The organism is Streptomyces sp. NPDC045431 (assembly GCF_040646655.1).
Lineage (GTDB): Bacteria > Actinomycetota > Actinomycetes > Streptomycetales > Streptomycetaceae > Streptomyces.
In genome coordinates this window covers 117,865-135,684 of record NZ_JBEZAQ010000005.1, presented here as the reverse complement: position 1 = coordinate 135,684, position 17,820 = coordinate 117,865, and the positions used below count along the sequence as shown (strand labels likewise).

The 17,820-nt window shown below is 73.1% G+C and carries 15 protein-coding genes; 5 read left to right on the top strand and 10 right to left on the bottom strand.

All coding sequences use genetic code 11. The features are described from left to right. Nucleotides 1–4 precede the first annotated feature (4 nt). A complete protein-coding gene (locus tag AB0A69_RS14280) occupies nt 5–2,581 on the top strand; it encodes an FtsX-like permease family protein (RefSeq protein WP_361420190.1) in 2,577 nt (858 codons plus the stop codon). Nucleotides 2,582–2,587: 6 nt separating this feature from the next. Here AB0A69_RS14280 and AB0A69_RS14275 read toward each other — a convergent pair whose 3' ends face one another. The 3 genes from AB0A69_RS14275 to AB0A69_RS14265 all read right to left on the bottom strand — a co-directional run bounded on the left by AB0A69_RS14275 (nt 2,588) and on the right by AB0A69_RS14265 (nt 5,375). Then, nucleotides 2,588–3,079, bottom strand: a complete 492-nt coding sequence (locus AB0A69_RS14275; RefSeq protein ID WP_361420187.1) for an MSMEG_6728 family protein — start codon at nt 3,077–3,079, stop codon at nt 2,588–2,590. Nucleotides 3,080–3,180: 101 nt separating this feature from the next. Then, the gene (locus tag AB0A69_RS14270; protein WP_361420184.1) at nt 3,181–4,536 is read right to left on the bottom strand and encodes an FAD-dependent oxidoreductase; all 1,356 of its coding nucleotides are present in this window, start codon (nt 4,534–4,536) and stop codon (nt 3,181–3,183) included. A gap of 125 nt (nt 4,537–4,661) precedes the next feature. Beyond that, entirely contained in the window at nt 4,662–5,375 is a 714-nt protein-coding gene (locus AB0A69_RS14265) for a DUF305 domain-containing protein (RefSeq protein ID WP_361420181.1), read from the bottom strand. A gap of 188 nt (nt 5,376–5,563) precedes the next feature. Here AB0A69_RS14265 and AB0A69_RS14260 point away from each other — a divergent pair, with 188 nt between their 5' ends. Next, entirely contained in the window at nt 5,564–7,105 is a 1,542-nt protein-coding gene (locus AB0A69_RS14260) for a hypothetical protein (RefSeq protein WP_361420178.1), read from the top strand. Here AB0A69_RS14260 and AB0A69_RS14255 read toward each other — a convergent pair. The 3 genes from AB0A69_RS14255 to AB0A69_RS14245 all read right to left on the bottom strand — a co-directional run bounded on the left by AB0A69_RS14255 (nt 7,093) and on the right by AB0A69_RS14245 (nt 9,258). Beyond that, complete coding sequence (locus AB0A69_RS14255) at nt 7,093–7,737, bottom strand: TetR/AcrR family transcriptional regulator (protein ID WP_361420175.1); 645 nt, start codon at nt 7,735–7,737, stop codon at nt 7,093–7,095. The two genes, AB0A69_RS14260 and AB0A69_RS14255, sit on opposite strands and share 13 nt — an antisense overlap. 132 nt (nt 7,738–7,869) lie before the next feature. Next, the gene (locus AB0A69_RS14250) at nt 7,870–8,562 is read right to left on the bottom strand and encodes an HAD-IA family hydrolase (RefSeq protein WP_361420172.1); all 693 of its coding nucleotides are present in this window, start codon (nt 8,560–8,562) and stop codon (nt 7,870–7,872) included. 18 nt (nt 8,563–8,580) lie between these two features. After that, complete coding sequence (locus AB0A69_RS14245) at nt 8,581–9,258, bottom strand: phosphatase PAP2 family protein (protein ID WP_361420169.1); 678 nt, start codon at nt 9,256–9,258, stop codon at nt 8,581–8,583. 164 nt (nt 9,259–9,422) lie between these two features. Between AB0A69_RS14245 and AB0A69_RS14240 the strand changes: the two genes are divergently transcribed. Beyond that, nucleotides 9,423–10,184: a nucleotidyltransferase domain-containing protein gene (locus AB0A69_RS14240; RefSeq protein ID WP_361420166.1), complete on the top strand. Its 762-nt coding sequence runs from the start codon at nt 9,423–9,425 to the stop codon at nt 10,182–10,184. A gap of 87 nt (nt 10,185–10,271) precedes the next feature. Here AB0A69_RS14240 and AB0A69_RS14235 read toward each other — a convergent pair whose 3' ends face one another. Together AB0A69_RS14235 and AB0A69_RS14230 are read right to left on the bottom strand one after the other, a co-directional pair. Further along, entirely contained in the window at nt 10,272–11,207 is a 936-nt protein-coding gene (locus AB0A69_RS14235) for a M56 family metallopeptidase (protein ID WP_361420164.1), read from the bottom strand. Nucleotides 11,208–11,288: 81 nt separating this feature from the next. Beyond that, nucleotides 11,289–11,861: a DUF5134 domain-containing protein gene (locus AB0A69_RS14230; RefSeq protein ID WP_361420161.1), complete on the bottom strand. Its 573-nt coding sequence runs from the start codon at nt 11,859–11,861 to the stop codon at nt 11,289–11,291. 152 nt (nt 11,862–12,013) lie between these two features. On the opposite strand from AB0A69_RS14230, the gene AB0A69_RS14225 reads away from it, so the two are divergent. Next, nucleotides 12,014–12,601, top strand: a complete 588-nt coding sequence (locus AB0A69_RS14225; protein WP_361420158.1) for a GNAT family N-acetyltransferase — start codon at nt 12,014–12,016, stop codon at nt 12,599–12,601. Here the strand turns inward: AB0A69_RS14225 and AB0A69_RS14220 are convergent. Together AB0A69_RS14220 and AB0A69_RS14215 are read right to left on the bottom strand one after the other, a co-directional pair. Then, complete coding sequence (locus tag AB0A69_RS14220) at nt 12,598–15,183, bottom strand: ATP-dependent Clp protease ATP-binding subunit (protein ID WP_361420155.1); 2,586 nt, start codon at nt 15,181–15,183, stop codon at nt 12,598–12,600. The genes AB0A69_RS14225 and AB0A69_RS14220 overlap by 4 nt on opposite strands. A 124-nt stretch (nt 15,184–15,307) precedes the next feature. After that, complete coding sequence (locus AB0A69_RS14215; protein WP_361420152.1) at nt 15,308–15,991, bottom strand: glycerophosphodiester phosphodiesterase family protein; 684 nt, start codon at nt 15,989–15,991, stop codon at nt 15,308–15,310. A gap of 413 nt (nt 15,992–16,404) precedes the next feature. On the opposite strand from AB0A69_RS14215, the gene AB0A69_RS14210 reads away from it, so the two are divergent. Beyond that, a complete protein-coding gene (locus AB0A69_RS14210; protein ID WP_361420149.1) occupies nt 16,405–17,802 on the top strand; it encodes a DUF6421 family protein in 1,398 nt (465 codons plus the stop codon). Nucleotides 17,803–17,820 lie beyond the last annotated feature (18 nt).

Genomic DNA, 17,820 nt, shown 5'->3' with positions numbered 1-17,820 from the left:
AACCGTGTTCCGCACCGCCCTGCGCACCGTACGCGCCCACAAGGCCCGGCTGCTGATGACCGTGCTCGCCGTCATGCTCGGCGTCGCCTTCGTCTCGGGCACCCTCGTCTTCGCCGACACCACCGCCGCGGCCCACCGCGCCGCCGCCTCGAAGAGCTTCGCCGGCATCGCCGTCACCGTGACCGAGAAGCCGCCCCCGCCCGGCGCCCCCGCCGCCGGCCAGGGAGCCGGGGGCGTGCTCGACGACGCGCTCGTACGGCGACTGGCCGAGGTACTCGGTGTCGCCGCCGTACGACCGTCGGTCGACGGTTCGGCGGTCCTGAACGCGGCGGACGGCACCCCGCTGCGAGCCGACCGGGCGTGGTCCCACCTGGCCGCCGCCTACGTAGCCGACAAGGACGGCGAGGACAGCCGCCACCCGGTGGTGGAGGGCCGTGCCCCGGCCGGCAGCGCTGAAGTGGCCGTGGACAGCGGCACCGCCGCCGCGGGCGGCTTCCGCCTGGGCGACATGATCACCCTGGCCACCGACGGCCCCGTCATGACCAAGCGCCTCGTCGGCATCGTCACCACCCGGGATACCCGGGTCACGGCCGGGGGCACCCTCGCCCTCTTCGACCGGGCGACCGCGCAACGGCTGTTCGCGTCCCCGGGCCACTACACCGGCATCGACCTGTCCGCCGCACCCGGCACCGCCCCGTCCGAGCTCGCCCGCCGGGTCACCGAGGTGCTCCCGGCCGACCGCGCCGAGGCCACCACCGGCGCCGCCCAGGCCGCCCAGCAGGCCCTCCTCGTCGACACGCTGACCCGGGGTTACGAGAAGGTGCCGCTGGTCTTCGCCGGGGTCGCGCTGTTCATCGGCTCGTTCCTCATCGTCAACACCTTCACCATGCTCGTGGCGCGGCGCACCCGTGAGATCGCGCTGCTGCGGGCCATCGGCGCCTCGCGCCGCCAGGTGTCCCGCTCCGTCCTCCTGGAGGCCCTGCTCGTCGGCCTCGTCGCCTCCGCAGGCGGCCTCCTGCTCGGGCTCGGCATCGCCGCCGTACTGCCCGACGTGCTGAGCACCGGCGCGAACGTGCTGCCGCGAGGCCCCCTGGTGGTCGGCCCCCGCTCGTTCGTGGCGGCGCTGGGGGTGGGCGTGGGCGTCACCGTGCTCGCGGCGTGGCTGCCGTCCCGCCGGGCGGCGAGGGTCGCGCCCGTCGAGGCGATGCGTACGGCCGCGCAGCCTCCCACCCCCGCCCGGTCGCGGTCCCGGCTCCGCGGCGCGACGGGCCTCGCCCTCCTCGTCCTTGGCGCAGGTCTGCTGGTGTCGCTCACGCGGGCGGAGGACGCCTCGGAGGAGAACCTGCGGACGGCGATGTTCGGCTGCTCCCTCGTCCTCGCCGCCCTGATCGTCCTCGCTCCGCTGCTCGCCGCGCCCGTGATCCGGCTCATCGGACGCCTGACCGTCCGCTACGGGATCACCGGGCGGCTCGCCCGTGAGAACGCGCTGCGCGACCCGCGCCGCACCGCGGCCACCGCCGCCACCCTGATGATCAGTACCGCGCTGGTCAGCGGTCTCGCCGTCATCGGCCACTCCACCGGGCAGGCCCTCGACCGCCAGGCCGCGGCCGGGCTCGGCGCCGACTACGTGATCAGCACCCGCTCCACCACGACCGCGGTCGACCCGGCGGCCGTACGGCGGGTGGCCGACACCGCCGGCGTACGGACCGCGAGCGCCGTGACGGACTCCACCCTCTTCACCGGCGGCGGAGTCCGGGAGATCTCCGGTGTCGACCCCCGCACCCTGGACGCCGTCATGAAGCTCGACTTCGTCAGCGGCTCCGCCGAGGACCTCGGGCCCGGCCGGATCGCCCTCTCCCGCACCCTCGCGAGGGACCTCGGCCTGACCACGGGCGGCAGGCTGGACGCCCGCGTCGGCCGGCACCAGGAGCCGAAGCCGTACACCGTCGTGGGCGTCTACCAGGACAACCCCATCGCCCGCGACGCGCTCGGCGACCGTACGGAGGTGGCCGAGAACGCCTTCCTCCCCGGCTCGGTCCAGCGGATCCTCGTCCGCACCGACGACGGCGCGGACCCGGAGACCGTGGAGCGGCAGCTGCGCGCCGCCGTGGGCAACAGCCCCCTGCTGAAGGTGCAGGGCCAGGGACAACTCGTCGCCGAGGCCGCCGGCACCCTGGGCGACCTGCTGAAGGTGATGTACGGGATGCTCGCCATCGGCGTCGTGATCGGCGCGCTCGGCATCGTCAACACCCTGGCCATGTCGGTCGCGGAGCGCACCCGCGAGATCGGGGTACTGCGCGCGCTCGGCATGGACCGCACCGGCGTCCGGCGGATGATCCGTCTGGAGGCGGTGGGCGTCGCCGCGTTCGGCACCCTCCTCGGCATGGCGGGCGGTCTGTTCGGCGCCTGGTCGGTCGGCTCGCTCGCCAACGGCGCGATGGAGCAGTACGCGCTGGCGCCGCCCTGGGGCACGCTGCTCCTCATCGGCCTGCTGTCCCTCGTCATCGGCGCGGCCGCGGCCACCGTCCCGGCCCGCCGGGCGGCCGCGCTGAGCCCGCTGGAGGCCGTGGCCGGGCACTGACCGCGGCTACGGCTCGCGGACGGCCTCCGGGTCCCGGTCGGACGCCGGCCAGACGTACGGGAGGTCGTCCGCGATCCCGGGGAAGTGGCCGCGGTAGAAGTCGGGGTCCTTGCGCAGCAGCGCCGACTGGTGGCTCAGGTGGAAGGCGGGGTCACCGAGCCACGGGGGCAGCTCCCCGGCCGCGGCGAGCGCGCCCTGCGGCCGGGGTTCGTCCTCTCCCGGCCGCCGCCAGGCGCGGAAGTCGCGCATCAGCGTGGCGGCGCAGGTGTCGGAGCGCCCGGTGGCCGTCCAGACGCGGCAGACGTCCAGGCCGTAGCGGACGAGGGCCTCCTCGTAGCCGGTCCACATGCGGACCGCGGGATGCCTGCGCCACCCGTACCCGGGCACGGTCAGCCCGCGGAACACCTGGAGCGCCTCCACCCGCTGCTTGCCCAGCCGGCGCGGATCCAGGGCTTCCGCCGAACGGGTGAAACCGGGGTACGGCAGGAACGTCTGCATGCGGTGTCCCTACCCGGACACCGCCCGGGACCCCACCCGGACGCCGCCGCTGGGGCTACGCGGGCATGGCCCCGGTCCCGACCAGGACGCCGCCCCGCGGGCTACGCGGGCACCCCGGCGGCTCCCAGCAGCCCCGCCCAGTCGGCGATCTTGACCGTCGAGCGCCCCAGGGTGTGGCCCAGCGCCGCCTCCGCCTGCTCGATGGAGAGCCACCCCGGCCACTCCACGGGCCGCAGCCCCCAGCTCCGCAGCGCGGCGAGCGGGTCGTCCGCCACCGGGCGCCGCAGCAGCAGCGCCGCGTCGTCCAGCAGCGAGGTGGCCGTCTCCTTGGCGCAGGGCCGGTTGGTGCCGATCACACCCGTCGGGCCCCGCTTGATCCACCCCGCGACGTACTCGCCGGGCGACGGTGCGCCGTCCCGCAGCACCCGCCCCGCCGCGTGCGGCACCGTGCCGCGCGCGGCGTCGAACGGCAGCCCCTCCAGCGGTACCCCGCGGTAGCCGACCGCCCGCAGCACCAGCTGGGCCTCGACGTCCTCGTACGCGCCGGTCCCGCGCACCCCGCCCGCGCCGTCCGGCACGGTCCGCTCGAAGCGCACCCCGGCCGCCCGGCCGCCGCGCTCCAGCACCTCCACCGGCCGCAGGAAGAACCGCACCCGGATGACCCGCTCCCGGGGCTCCGGAGCCGTGCTCTCCGCCCAGGCGCGTACCACCTCCACATTGCGCCGGTTCACCGCCGGCAGGGCCGCCGGGTCCGCGTACGCCGGGTCGAGCGCCAGGTCCGCCGGGTCCACCTCCACCCGGGCCTGCGGCATCGCGCCCAGCTCGCGCAGCTCCTTGGTGGTGAACTTGGCCTGCGAGGGCCCGCGCCGGCCCACCATGTGCACGGTGCGCACCCGGCTCGCCGCCAGCGCGCCCAGCGCCGCCTGCGGCACATCGGTGGGGTGCAGCTCCTCCGGGCCGCGGGCGAGGATCCGCGCCACGTCCACCGCGACGTTCCCGACCCCGATCACGACCGCCGAGCGGGCGGCGAGCGCGACGCCGAAGCCGTTCCCGGCCGCGTCCGGGTGGGCGCTGTACCAGGAGACGAAGTCCGTGGCCGAGTAGCTGCCCGGCAGGTCCTCGCCCGGCACACCCAGTTTGCGGTCGCGCGCCGCGCCGACGCAGTACACGACCGCGTGGTACAGCTCCAGCAGCCGCCGGGGGGCCACGCCCCGGGCGCCGACCTCGACGTTGCCGACGAATCCGATCCGCTCGTGCTCCAGCACCGTGCGCAGGTTGTTCTGCAGGGACTTGATCTTCTCGTGGTCCGGTGCCACCCCGTACCGTACGAGCCCGTACGGACAGGGGAGCCGGTCCAGGACGTGGACGCGGACGTCCGGCACGCGGGTCTGTTCCACCAGCGACTGGGCGGTGTAGACCCCGCTCGGCCCGGATCCGACGACGGCGATTCGCAGCACGGCCGCGCTCCTTCCCGGAGGGATTTCCAGCATCGCACCGCCGCGCCCGTCGCGGGAGATGCCGGAGCCGTGCGGGGCGGGAGCCGTACGGGGCGGGAGCCCGGCCGGGCCCGGGCTTGCCCGGCCTACAGGGAGCGCATCCGGTTGATCTCGGCGGTCTGCTGCGCGATCACGTCGTTCGCCATCTCCTCGACCTGGACGTTGTTGCCCTGGGACAGCACCTCCGTGGCCATGGTGATCGCGCCCTGGTGATGGGTGATCATCAGCTTCAGGAACAGCTCGTCGAAGGCCGTGCCGCGCGCCGCGCGCAGCTGGGCCAGCTGCGCCTCGGTGGCCATCCCGGGCATGGAGCCGTGGTCGTGGGCGTGATCGTGGGCGTCTCCTCGGCCTCGGTCGGCGGGCGGCGTGGGGCCCGCGTTGCTCTCCAGCCACCCCTTCATCGCGTCGATCTCCGGCTGCTGCGCCGCGGCGATCCGCGCCGCCACCTTCTTCACCCGCTCCGACGCGGCCTGCTTCGGCGCGAGGGCGGCCATGGTCAGCGCCTGGCCGTGGTGGGCGATCATCATGCGGGTGTACGTGACGTCCGCCGTGTTCGGCCTGTCGTCGGGGCGCTCCTTGGCGGCCTGCTCGGGGGACAGGGTCCTGGCCGGTTCGCCGGGCTTTCCGGGCGCCACCACCACGCCGCCCCCGCCACCGTCGCCGCCCGCCCTGGCCCGCGCTCCGTCGTCGGATCGCGCCGGCGGCGCCGACTCGCAGGCGCCCAGGGCCAGTACGGCGGCGAGGGCCGCCACGGCGACGGCGGAGCCGCGGACACGCGCGGCACTGATGCGGTGCGACATGGCGAACCTCCAGGGACACGTGGGCCGGCCGGTGGTCATCCTGCCCCGGGGCGGCCCCTTCGCGCGCCCCCCGGTCGGAAACTTTCCTCAACGACCGCGTAGGCGCTCTGTTGAGATGTGCATGCAAAGCAACATACTGCCGGGGTCCGCAACCCGTTCGACTCCGAACGGATCCAAGGGAGGACGCAGTGACCTCGTTGCGCACCACTCACGCGCGGCGGCGCAGACGTCTCGCCGTGGCCACCGCCGCGGCCGGACTGTTCGCCACCCTGCTGACGGCCGGCCCCGCGGCCGCCACACCCGACCCCGGGGACGTGCCGGCCACCCCGGAGAGCGTCTCCGCGCAAGCGGAAGCGGAAGTCCGGGCGGCCATCCGCAGCGGTGAGATACCCGGCGTGGACCAGGTGGTCCACAGCGCGAACATCACCCACCTCGCCAACGTCCCGCACGACGCCTTCACCGGTATCAACTCCGACCTCGCCTTCCAGGGGAAGTACGCCTTCTCCGGCAACTACGACGGCTTCCGCGTCTTCGACATCAGCAACCCCAAGGCGCCGGTCACCGTCGCCCAGGTCCTCTGCCCGGGCGCCCAGAACGACGTATCGGTCTCCGGCGACCTGCTCTTCCTCTCCACCGACTCCTCGCGCAGCGACAGCTCCTGCAGCAGCACGTCGCAGCCCGCGACCGAGAAGTCGTCCTGGGAGGGCATGAAGATCTTCGACATCAGCGACGTCCGCAACCCCAGGTACGTCGCGGCTGTCGAAACCGCCTGCGGCTCACACACCCACACGCTGGTGCCGGAGCGCCGCAACGTCTACGTGTACGTCTCCTCGTACGCGCCCAGCGCCGCCTTCCCCGACTGCCAACCGCCGCACGACGGCATCTCGATCATCAAGGTGCCGCGCAAGGCGCCCGAGAAGGCGGCGGTGGTGAACTTCCCGGTGCTCTTCCCGGGTGAGGGCCCCGACGGCGGCGGCAACCCCGGCGGGCCCACCAACCCGGGCGTCTCCAAGACCACCGGCTGCCACGACATCACGGTGCTGCCCTCCAAGGACCTCGCCGCCGGCGCCTGCATGGGCGACGGCATCCTGATGAACATCGAGGACCCGGAGAACCCGAAGGTCATCGACCGCGTCCAGGACAACGTCAACTTCGCCTTCTGGCACTCGGCGACCTTCAACCAGAAGGCGAACAAGGTCGTCTTCACCGACGAGCTCGGCGGCGGCGTCGGCGCCACCTGCAACGAACGCACCGGCCCGAACCGCGGCGCCGACGGCATCTACGACATCGTCGGCAAGGGCGACCAGCGCAAGCTCGTCTTCCGCAGCTACTTCAAGATCGACCGCTACCAGGCGGACACCGAGAACTGCGTCGCCCACAACGGCTCGCTCATCCCGGTCAAGGGCAGGGACATCATGGTCCAGGCCTGGTACCAGGGCGGGCTCTCCGTCTGGGACTTCACCGACTCGGCCAAGCCCAGGGAGATCGCCTACTTCGAGCGGGGCCCGCTCACCACCGACAAGCTGACCACCGGCGGCTCCTGGTCGGCGTACTACTACAACGGCCACATCTACTCGAACGACGAGCGCAAGGGCTTCGACGTCCTCCGGCTCGACGACCGGCGTACGGACCCGGCGAAGCGCGTGCGCATGCACGAGCTCAACGTGCAGACGCAGCCCGATTACTTCGACGACTTCGACAACGACAACGACGGCGATTACGACGACTGACCGACCGCCTCGCCCCGCGTTCCGCCGGACGGCGCCCCGTCGTCCGGCGGAACGCCGAGCTCCCAGTCCAGCCCGTACCTCTGGAACAGCTCCGCGCGCAGCCGCGCCCGGGGCATCGGCGCGCCCGGCAGCAGCACCGCGAAGACCGCGCCCATCAGCAGCGCCCGCAGCAGCGGGTAGTCCGCGTCGACGTCACGCACTCCGTAGCGGGCCACCGTGTCCCGCAGCAGGGCCGCCAGCCGCTGCTGCTCGGGGCACTGCACGAACCCCTCGGCCTGGAGGATCCCCGCCATGTGCGTGCGCATCAGCAGCGGCCGCTGCACCGCCAGGTCGAGGATCGCGTCGATGGCGCGCGCCAGCCGCTCCCGCCCGTCGTCGGTGCGCGGCTCCCGCTCCAGGGCCGCTTCCAGGGTCAGGTGCATCAGCCGGTGCACCGCGGACTGCAGGAGCTGGCGCTTGCCGGGGAAGTAGTACGAGACCAGACCGCGCGCCGAGCCCGCCCGGTCCGCGATGTCCGCGAGCGTGGTCGCCTCGTAGCCCCGTTCGCCGACCAGCTCCACCGTCGCCTGCAGCAGCCGCTCCCGGGAACGCCGCCGCAGTTCTTCATTGACCGATGCGCTCCGCGGGGACATGCTTTAACTCCTGCGTTGACTGGCTCTCAGCCAATATACTCAGGGCACCCTCGCGCGACGCCCCTGTGGCCGTCCGGCGGGGGCTGGTGTCATGCGGACCGGGCGACGCGGGGGATCGTCCGGTCCCATGGCCTACAGCAGCTCCAGCACCGGGCGCAGCGCCGCCGGCCGCTCACGCGCCGGCAGGTGGTCCACGAAGTGCACCGCGCAGCCGACTTTCGCCGCGCCGCCGTCCGCATAGCGGTCGTCGCCCACCATCAGCGCCTGCCGCGGCTCCCTCCCCAGCGCCTCGCACGCCGTCCGGAACAGCCGCCCGTCCGGCTTCTGGACCCCGTGTTCGTACGAGAGGGCGTACGCGTCCACGAACCGGTCCAGCCCGTGCGCGCGGAACACCGGGCGCGGGTCCCACCCGATGTTGCTGACCACGGCGACGCCCACCCCCCGCTCGCGCAGCGCGGCGAGCACCTCGCGCGCGTCGGGGTACGGCTCCCAGGCCTCCGGCGTCATGTGGCGGTCGTACAGCGCGTCGTACAGCGCCGGGTCCGGCAGCCGTACCTGGCGCGCCAGGGCGGTGTACGTGGCGCGGTGGTGGTCCGCGGTGACGTCACGGGTCGCCCACCACTCCGCCAGGTGCTCCGGGATGCGGCGCGGGGCGCTGCCGCCCGGCAGGGCCCCGGCGGCCTCCAGCTCCTCGGCCCAGCGGGCGACGGCGTCGGGCGGGGCGGCGATCCCGGAGGCGTCCAGGACGGCGCGCAGCCAGCGTTCGGCCGGTTCGATGCGGAACAGGGTTCCGGAGAAGTCGAAGAGGACGCACGTGATCGTCATGCCGGTATCCCTGCCCGCTCAGCGCCGGCGCGACAACACCGTCCGTTCGTACGCCAGGACGGCGACGGCCACCACACAGGCGCCGAGGAGCCAGCCGCCCAGGACGTCCGTCGCCCAGTGCACACCGAGGTACACCCGGGTCAGCCCGACGCCCGCCACCGACACGGCGCCGGCCACCGCGACCCCGCGCCACGCGCGCGTGCCGGGACCCCGTCCGTACCGCGCCAGCAGCCACAGCAGCAGCCCGAAGGTGAGGGCGGCGGTCATGGCGTGCCCGGACGGGAAGGCCGCGAAGTGCGCGGTGTCCACGGGGTCGCGCCACTGCGGGCGGTCCCGGCCCACCACCGTCTTGAGCGTCTGCTGGAGGGCGGCCCCGAACAGGCTCACCGCCCCCGTCCACACCGCGAGGAGCCGCTCCCGGGCCCGCCAGAGCCACACCACGGCCAAGGCCGTCAGGGCACGCATGGTCCACGGGTCCCAGACCCAGTCGCTCAGCACCCGGTTGACGCGCGTGAGCACCGGGCTCCGTACGGCCGAGTCGTGCAGCCCGTCCGCCACCGCCCGGTCGAAGGCGACCAGCGGCCCCCATTCAACCGCCACCAGCACCAGCAGCACCCCCGCGAGGGCACCGGACCCGAGCGCGGCGGCGGAGGCGGAGGGGGTGCGGGTGGGCGGGGGGAGTGTGGGGGAGCGCATGATCTGATCCTCCCCGACGACGGGGCCCGCTAACAGGCACTCCGCTTGCGAAGCTCGCGAGGGGTAGGGGCGCGCAGGCGCAGAACCGAGGCTCCCACGCGACGGGAAAGATCCAGCTCCGGCTCCGGGTTCCTTTCCGCGACCCTGTGGGCCAGGCTTCTCCCATGGGGGACCAGATCACCGAGCAGCTCATCGAGCGCTTCGTCAGTGCACTCCGGTCGGTCGTGCCGCCGATCTCCGTCTGGGCGCACGGGTCACTCGCTGGAGGCGATTACCAGCCGGGCCGCAGTGACCTCGACCTGATCGCGGTCGTAGGCCGACCGTGCACGGCAGCGGAGGAACGGCGACTGGAAGAGCTGCACCAGAACCTGGGCAGGGACATCACGCTTGCGTCGAAGCTGCACTGCAGCTATCCCGCGGTCACGGAGCTGGCTGATGCCACGCACCGCCACCTCACGTGGGCGCACGAGGAGCTGATGCGCCGACCGGTCACTCCGGTGACCAGACGTGAACTGCACGACTTCGGGCTGGTCCTGTACGGCCGGCCGCCCGCAGGCATCCTGCCGCCGGTGACCGACGGGCAGCTCGCTGATTTCATCGTCAAGGATCTGGAGAGCTTCTGGTTGCCGGCCCTATCTCACCCGGAGTGGTGGATGCGCGACATCTGGATCGACCTCGGCCTGCTGACCTTGGCCAGGGCGGCAACGACGCTGCGGGACGGCAAGCTGATCACCAAGGCCGACGCTCTCGGGGTGCTCACCGACATGGGCGCCCCCGCCGACGTCGTGGATGACATCAGGCGGCGTCGCTATGGTGTGCCCGCTCCTGCGACAGAGCAGTGGATCGCCCGTCGGGCCGAACTGACGCTCACCTTCCTCAGGTCCCACATCAGGCAGGTCGTCCTGAACAAGGACCTACGCGAGTGACGGGCCCGGTGAGACCGGGTCAGGACACACCGACCCGGTCGTACCGTGTCCCGAGGCGACCGGGGCCGCGGTGCTCGACGAACCGGCCTACCCCAGCGCCCGCAGCGCCGGGACGAACGCCACCAGCACCGGTACCACGGGGACCAGCGCGGCGGCCGCCGTCAGGCGCAGGCGGCGGGCGGCCGTGAGGCGCGGGGCGGCCGCCAGCAGGCGGTTCACCCGCTGCGGCAGCTGGGCGTCCGGGGCGGGACCCGGGCCGAACACGCCCCGGTGCTCGTTCAGTTCCACCAGCGCCAGCGCGATCGTCAGCCGCCCGTACCGCCGCGACGCCACGTCGTCGGCCGCCAGCTCCACCAGCCGGTGCATCTCGTCGCGGAACGCCGCGAACACCGGCACCTGGGGGAAGCCCGTCGCCAGCGCCGCCGAGCAGTGCAGCAGCCAGTCGTGCCGGGCGCGCGCGTGGCCCTGCTCATGGGCGAGCACCGCATCCAATTGACGGCCCTTCAGGCGGCGCAGGGCGGCCGTGGTGACGACGAGCCGCGGCTCGGCCCCCGCGAGCCACCAGGCGTCCGGACGGCTGCCCTCCAGCGGCACCAGGGGGTCCTCGTACCCCTTCTCGCCCGGCAACAGCGGCGCCCGCACGAGGAGTTCCGCGCGACGGCGGCGGCGGCGCGCCCGGGCCCGGCGTATCTCGCGCGTGAGCATGGCCGCGCTCCACAGCCCGCCGCAGGCCAGCAGCACCGCGAGCACGGCGGACCACGGGCCGTTCTCGGCCAGGGCGTACGCCTCCACCACGCCCCGCGGCGCGGGTGCGAAGACGTGCCCGCGCACCGCGTGCCAGGCGGCCGCCGCACTGAAGGTCATCGACAGCGCGAAGCTCACCAGCACCGAGGCCACCACGCACTGCCACACCCACAGCGCCACCACCGGCTCGCGTTCCGCCCAGTCGGCCCGGGCCAGCAGCCGCGGGGACGCGCATGCGGTCAGAACGCCGAGTGTGAGCAGCGCGAGGGAGACCACCATGGGCCTCACCTTAAGAGCGCGGCCTACCCCTCGGTACGGTCTCGCGCCCCAAGTGACGCACGCCACGGTTTCGCAGAGGCGTCAGAGCGACAGCAGCATCGCCAGCATCGCCAGCCCCATGGACACCCGGCAGGCGAGCACCATCCCGGGCGTGGCCCCCGCCGGTTCCCCCCGTCCGGCCACTCCTAGCGGTACCGCCCCTGCTCCCGGAACGGCCATCGGGACCAGTCGGTTCCCGGCCCGCAGCACATAGACGGCGTAGTACGCCAGCAGCGCGCCCGTCAGCAGCGGTACCCCGGAGCCGCCCGCGACGCCGTGCCCCGCGTGCGCCCCGCCGCCTCCGCCGGACATCGCCACCGCCATGTACACCATGGCCAGCGACCCGACGAGGTGGTGCAGGTGACCGGTCCCGCGCCGGGCCGCCCACCACAGCGCGTGCAGCGCGGCGGCCCCGAACACCACGGCGTACACGGCCCAGGCCCCCGGCGCGGAGAAGGGCACCGCCATCGCCGCCATCCCGAAGCCCATCAGCGCCTCGCCCGCCGCCGCCGAACGCTCGGCACCGGCACAGCGCCTCATCCGCGCCAGGCAGTACGCGCCGGTCACCGCGCACAGCGCCACCAGCAGCCAGCCGGACATCGCGGGTCCGTGCACGGCGTACCTCCCCGTTCGACGAGACGGCTCGGGGGAGGATGCCCGCCCCGCCGCAGGCGCATACGGGCGCAGAGTCGTATGAGGGGAGCGCGCGAGGCGCGTCACCCGACCGGGTTACCCTCGCACGCGGAACACCCGTACCGAGGAGGGTCATGGACACCGCACCGCCGCAGGACGCCCCGGAGCTGACCTACCGCGACGCCGTCGAGGCCGACGTCCCCGCGCTCGTCGAGCTGGTGCAGTCCGCCTACCGCGGTGACAGCAGCCGCGCGGGCTGGACCACCGAGGCCGACTACCTCCAGGGGCAGCGGACCGACCCCGAGGGCGTACGCGAGATCATCAGCGCGCCCGGCTCCCGCCTGCTGGCCTTCGAGCGCGACGGCGCGATCATCGCCTGCTGCCAGCTCGAACACCGAGGCGACGCCGCATACTTCGGCATGTTCGCCGTCCGCCCCGGCCTCCAGGGCGGCGGCCTCGGCCGGCGGATCCTCGCCGAGGCGGAGCGCCTGGCCGTCGCCGAGTGGGGCGTGCGCGAGATGCACATGACGGTGATCTCGATCCGCGAGGAGCTGATCGCCTGGTACGAGCGGCGCGGCTACCGCCGTACCGGGAAAACGAGCCCCTTCCCGTACGACGACGAGCGCTTCGGCGTGCCCCAGCGCGACGACCTGGAGTTCGAGCTGCTGGTGAAGGAGCTCGTGGTCAAGGACCTCCAGGCCGCGGCGGAGCGGGAAGCCTAGGACGGGCCCGGCTCGGCCGGCTCCTCGGTGCGGAACGTCAGCCGTCCGTCGTCCACGCCGACCCGCACCCGTGCGCCCGCCGGGAGGCGGCCGTCCAGCAGCAGCCGGGACAGCTCGTTGTCCACCTCGCGCTGGATCGTGCGGCGCAGCGGGCGCGCGCCGTACTCGGGCTGGTGGCCGCGGCGGGCGATCCAGTCGACCGCCTCCGGCTCGAACTCCAGCGTGACGTCCTGGGCGCGCAGCCGCCGCCGCGTCTCCTCCAGCAGCAGGTCGGTGATCCGCCGCAGCTGGTCCTCGTCGAGCCGCCGGAAGAGGACGATCTCGTCGATGCGGTTGAGGAACTCGGGGCGGAAGTGCTCGCGCAGCGGCCGCAGGGCCCGCTCGCGCATCGCCTCGTCCTCCGCCTCGGTGTCCGTCGCGCCGAAGCCCAGCTGGCCGCGGCCGGTGCCGATGGCCTCCGAGCCGAGGTTGCTGGTCATCACGATGACCGTGTTCTTGAAGTCGACGGTGCGGCCCTGCGAGTCGGTCAGCCGCCCGTCGTCCAGCACCTGGAGCAGAATGTTGAAGACGTCCGGGTGGGCCTTCTCCACCTCGTCCAACAGCAGCAGCGAGTACGGGTGGCGGCGCACCGCCTCCGTCAGCTGACCGGCCTCCTCGTGCCCGACGTACCCGGGGGGCGCGCCGACCAGGCGGCTGACCGTGTGGCGCTCCTGGAACTCGCTCATGTCCAGGCGCACCATCCGGTCCTCACTGCCGAACAGCGCGTCCGCCAGCGCCCGCGCGAGCTCGGTCTTGCCCACGCCGGTCGGGCCCAGGAAGAGGAAGCTGCCGATCGGGCGGCTCGGGTCGGCGAGGCCCGCCCGCGAGCGCAGGACCGCCTGCGAGACGGCGGTGACCGCCTCGTCCTGGCCGATGACCCGCTTGCGCAGATGGTCCTCCAGGCCGAGGAGCCGTTCCTTCTCCTCCTGGGTCAGGCTGCTCACCGGGATGCCCGTCTGCCGGCTGACCACCTCGGCGACGTCCTCGGCGGTGACCTCCAGGACCCGGCCGTCGCCCGCCGCCGGTTCGCCGCGCCCCGCCTTGATCCGTTCCTCGATGTCCTGGACCCGGTCGCGCAGCTCGGTGGCCTTCTCGTACTGCTCCGCCGCCACCGCCTGGTCCTTGTCCCGCAGCAGCTGCTCGCGCTGGCGCTCCAGGACCCGGATGTCCGCGTCGCCCGAGTTGGCGCGCAGCCGCACGCGCGCGCCCGCCTGGTCGATGAGGTCGATCGCCTTGTCCGGCAGGAACCGCTCGGTGATGTACCGGTCGGACAGCTCGACGGCCGCGAGCAGCGCCTCGGGCGCGTACCGGACCTGGTGGTGGGCCTCGTACCGGTCCTGGAGCCCGCGCAGGATCTCCAGCGCGTCCTCGGGGCTCGGCTCCGGGACCAGGATGGGCTGGAAGCGCCGGGCGAGCGCCGCGTCCTTTTCGATGTAGCGGCGGTACTCCTCCATCGTCGTGGCGCCGATGACGTGCAGCTCGCCGCGGGCGAGGGCGGGCTTGAGCATGTTGCCCGCGTCCATGGAGCCGCTCTCCGAACCGCCGCTGCCGCCGCCCGCGCCGACGACCGTGTGCAGCTCGTCGATGAAGACGACGAGGTCGTCCGTGTGGGAGCGGATCTCGTCGATGATCGCGTTCATCCGCTCCTCGAAGTCGCCGCGGTAGCGGGTCCCGGCCACGACGCCCGACAGGTCCAGTGCCACCACCCTGCGGTCGCGCAGGGTGTGCGGTACGTCCCCCTCGACGATGCGCTGCGCCAGCCCCTCGACGATGGCCGTCTTGCCGACGCCCGCGTCCCCGATCAGGACGGGGTTGTTCTTGCCGCGCCGGGAGAGCACCTCGACCGTCTGCTCGATCTCCAGCTCGCGGCCGATGACCGGGTCGATCCGGCCCTCCTTGGCCATGTCGGTGAGGTCGCGGCCGTACTTGTCGAGGTTCGGGGTGCTGCGCTGCGGCAGCGGCCGGTGGTCCACGCCGGAGTCCGACCAGCCGCCGGGCGGTACGCGCGGGGCGCCGGACGCGCCCGGTACGGACCCGGGGTCGAACCGCGCCTGCGTCAGGATGCGGCCCGCCGCCGAGTCGGGGTTGGCGGCGAGCGCCGCCAGCACGTGCTCGGGGCCGATGTAGGAGGCACCGGTGTGCCGGGCCAGGTCGTGGGCGTCGAGCAGCGCGCGCTTGACCGCCGGGGTGACGGCGATCCGCGACTGCGGCGGTCCCTCACCGGCCGTCCGGTCGATCTCCGCGACCAGCGCGTCGGGGTCGGCGCCCGCGCGGGCGATCAGGTCGCGGGTCGGCTCGGTGGTCAGCGCGGCCCGCAGCAGGTGCTCGGTCTCCAGGTCCGGACTGCCGTGCTCGGCCGCGTACGAGGCGGCGTCGCCGACCATCCGGCGGGCCGGCTCGCTCATGAGCCGGCCGATGTCGATGTACCGGGGCCCGGACCGGCCCGATCCGGACGATGACGTTCCGCCGCCGAAGAAACGGGCCAGGAACTCGCTGAAGGCGTCGGGGCCGAAGCCTTCCGGGCCCATGAAGCCGCTGCTCATATGTGTCCGTTCCGTCCGTTCCGGTGTCCTGGGGATGGCTGGGACACCTCGCGGGTTCCCGAGCGCATTTCGGTTACACCTGTGACGAACGGGACCAGGCGGCCTGCGCGGACGCGGTGGGCGCTCAGGCGGTGAAGCGGCTCGTGCGGCGGATCTCCGGGTGGTCGGTGGTCACCCCGTCCAGCTCCAGCGCCCGCGCCAGCCGCAGGTGCTGCTGCGTGTTGACCACCCAGCCGATGATCCGCAGCCCCGCCTCCCGCGCCCGCTCGGTGGTCTCCAGGGTCAGCCGCCGGATGTTCAGCGCCAGCGTGGCGGCGCCCACGGCGTGCGCCCGCTCCACGATGTCCGCCTCCCAGCGGCTGGCGATGAGCACGGTCCGTACGCCGGGCACCAGCCGGGCGATCTCGGCGACCGCCTCGTCGTGGAAGGACGACACCTCGACCCGGCCCGTCAGGTCGCGCCGGTGCATCACCTCGGCGAGCGCGCGGGCCGCCGCCACGTCCTTGATCTCCGCCTGGAGCGGCGCGTCCACCGCGTCCAGGACCTCCTCGAAGACGGGGATCCGCTCGCCCATCCCCGCGTCGAGGGCCCGCAGCTCGTCGAGGGTCTTGTCGGCGATGGGGCCGGTGCCGTCGGTCGTCCGGCCGACGTCGGCGTCGTGCATGACGACGAGCGCCCCGTCCTTGCTCAGATGGAGGTCCAGCTCGATGGCGTCCATGCCGACGCGCTCGGCGCGGCGGAAGGAGCGGAGGGTGTTCTCCGGTTCGACACCCATGACTCCGCGATGACCGATGGTGAGGAAACTCAAGGTCTTCTCGCTTCCTTCGATGGGCCGGGGGGCGCGGTCCGGCTCCCAGTCCAGGACCACGCGACACGGTCGCAGCAGCCTAACGGCGCCCTCCTGATGCGGAACCGGTCGCGCGGGGGCGGAATGGAGTAGGCCGCTTCCCTTCCCGTGCGCCCCCGGCGCACCCGCCTTCACTCGTCCGTGGGCGTGCCGTTCCGGCCGCCACGAACGGGTGGAGGCGGTCGTGGCCGGAACCATGCCCGGGGACGTACCACCGTCCGGCGCGTGATGCCGCCGCCCGAACCCCCTCTGACAGGAAAAACAGCGGCGACCACGGGGGGTCGGCAGGATAATTTATTCTTGAGCCCCTTGTGGCGAAGAACCGCCCATGGATACGGTGCCTTAACGCGAGGTTCTCCCGTGGAGGAAGAGTGATGACGGAAATTCTTGTGCAGGACGCTGTCGGCGTGGCTGAATCGACCGACGCCAGGGTGATCGACCACCCGGCATGGACCGCGCTCAAGAATGCCGTGGAAGAGATCCGCACCTGGCAGTCCGCGGACGGCTCCATAGACCTCGACGCCGAGGGCGCCCCCGCCCGCGCCACGGTCGACGCCGCGCTCGACCGCGTCGCCACCGCCGTGGAGCAACTGTCGCCGCTGCTGCCGCACGACGCCGCGTACCACCGTGCCGCCGTCGCCGACCTGCGCAAGTGGGCCGCGGGCGGCTACGCCGTGCCCGACTTCCTGGACTCGCTGCTCGCGTTCCAGCCCGCCGCCCTGCGCGTCGACGGCCTGCAGCACCTCGTGGTGTTCCCGATGTACACGCAGAACGGCAACCCGGACCGCAACCTCGAAGCCGTCGTGCTGCGCATGGTCTGGCCGGAGTGGCTCGCCGAGCTGGAGGCCACCCGCTACGACAACCCGCTCTTCTGCGGCATCACCTTCGAGGACTTCACCTCCGGGTACGACACGCACTCGGCCGTCCTCTTCCCGGAGACCATCGCCGTCCGCGAGGCCCCCGAGCGCTTCAGCTGGGGCGGCATCTTCTGCGACCGCGAGGCCGCGCGCTTCCGCCGCGTCACCGAGGCGGCCGTGGACATCCTCGGCATCGACCTGCCCGACGACATCCGCGAGATGCTGGGCGACCAGGAGCGGTGCGAGAAGGCGTTCGTGCTCTGGGACATGGTCCACGACCGCACCCACAGCCACGGCGACCTGCCGTTCGACCCCTTCATGATCAAGCAGCGCCAGCCGTTCTGGATGTACGGCCTGGAGGAGCTGCGCTGCGACCTCACCGCCTTCAAGGAGGCCGTGAAGCTGGACGCCGAGGGCAACGCGCACGGCCGCGACGTGCAGTACGCCGTGCTGTTCGACCGGATGTTCCGCTTCCCGGTCTCCGGTGACCGCAACCGCAACTACGACGGCCTCGGCGGTCAGCTGCTCTTCGCGTACCTCCACAAGCACGACGTGCTGCGCTGGACCGACAACACCCTGAAGATCGACTGGGAGCGGGCCCCGCAGGTCACCAACGAGCTGTGCGCGGAGATCGAGAAGCTCTACCGCGACGGCATCGACCGCCCCAAGCTCGTCCACTGGTTCGCGGCGTACGACCTCGTCTCCACCTACCTCGCCCCGCACCCGGGCTCCCGCTGGGCCAAGGGCCCCGACGCCCTCGACCTGAGCCTGCCGCCGCGGAAACTGGTGGACGACGTGCTTCCGGACGAGTTTCCGCTCAGCATGTTCTATGAGGCCCTCGCCAAGAAGCTCAAGAGCGTGATCGCCTCCACCAAGGGGATCACCGCGCAGAGCGCCGAGCAGGTCGCCGCGTGAGCTCTCGTACGCAGGAGG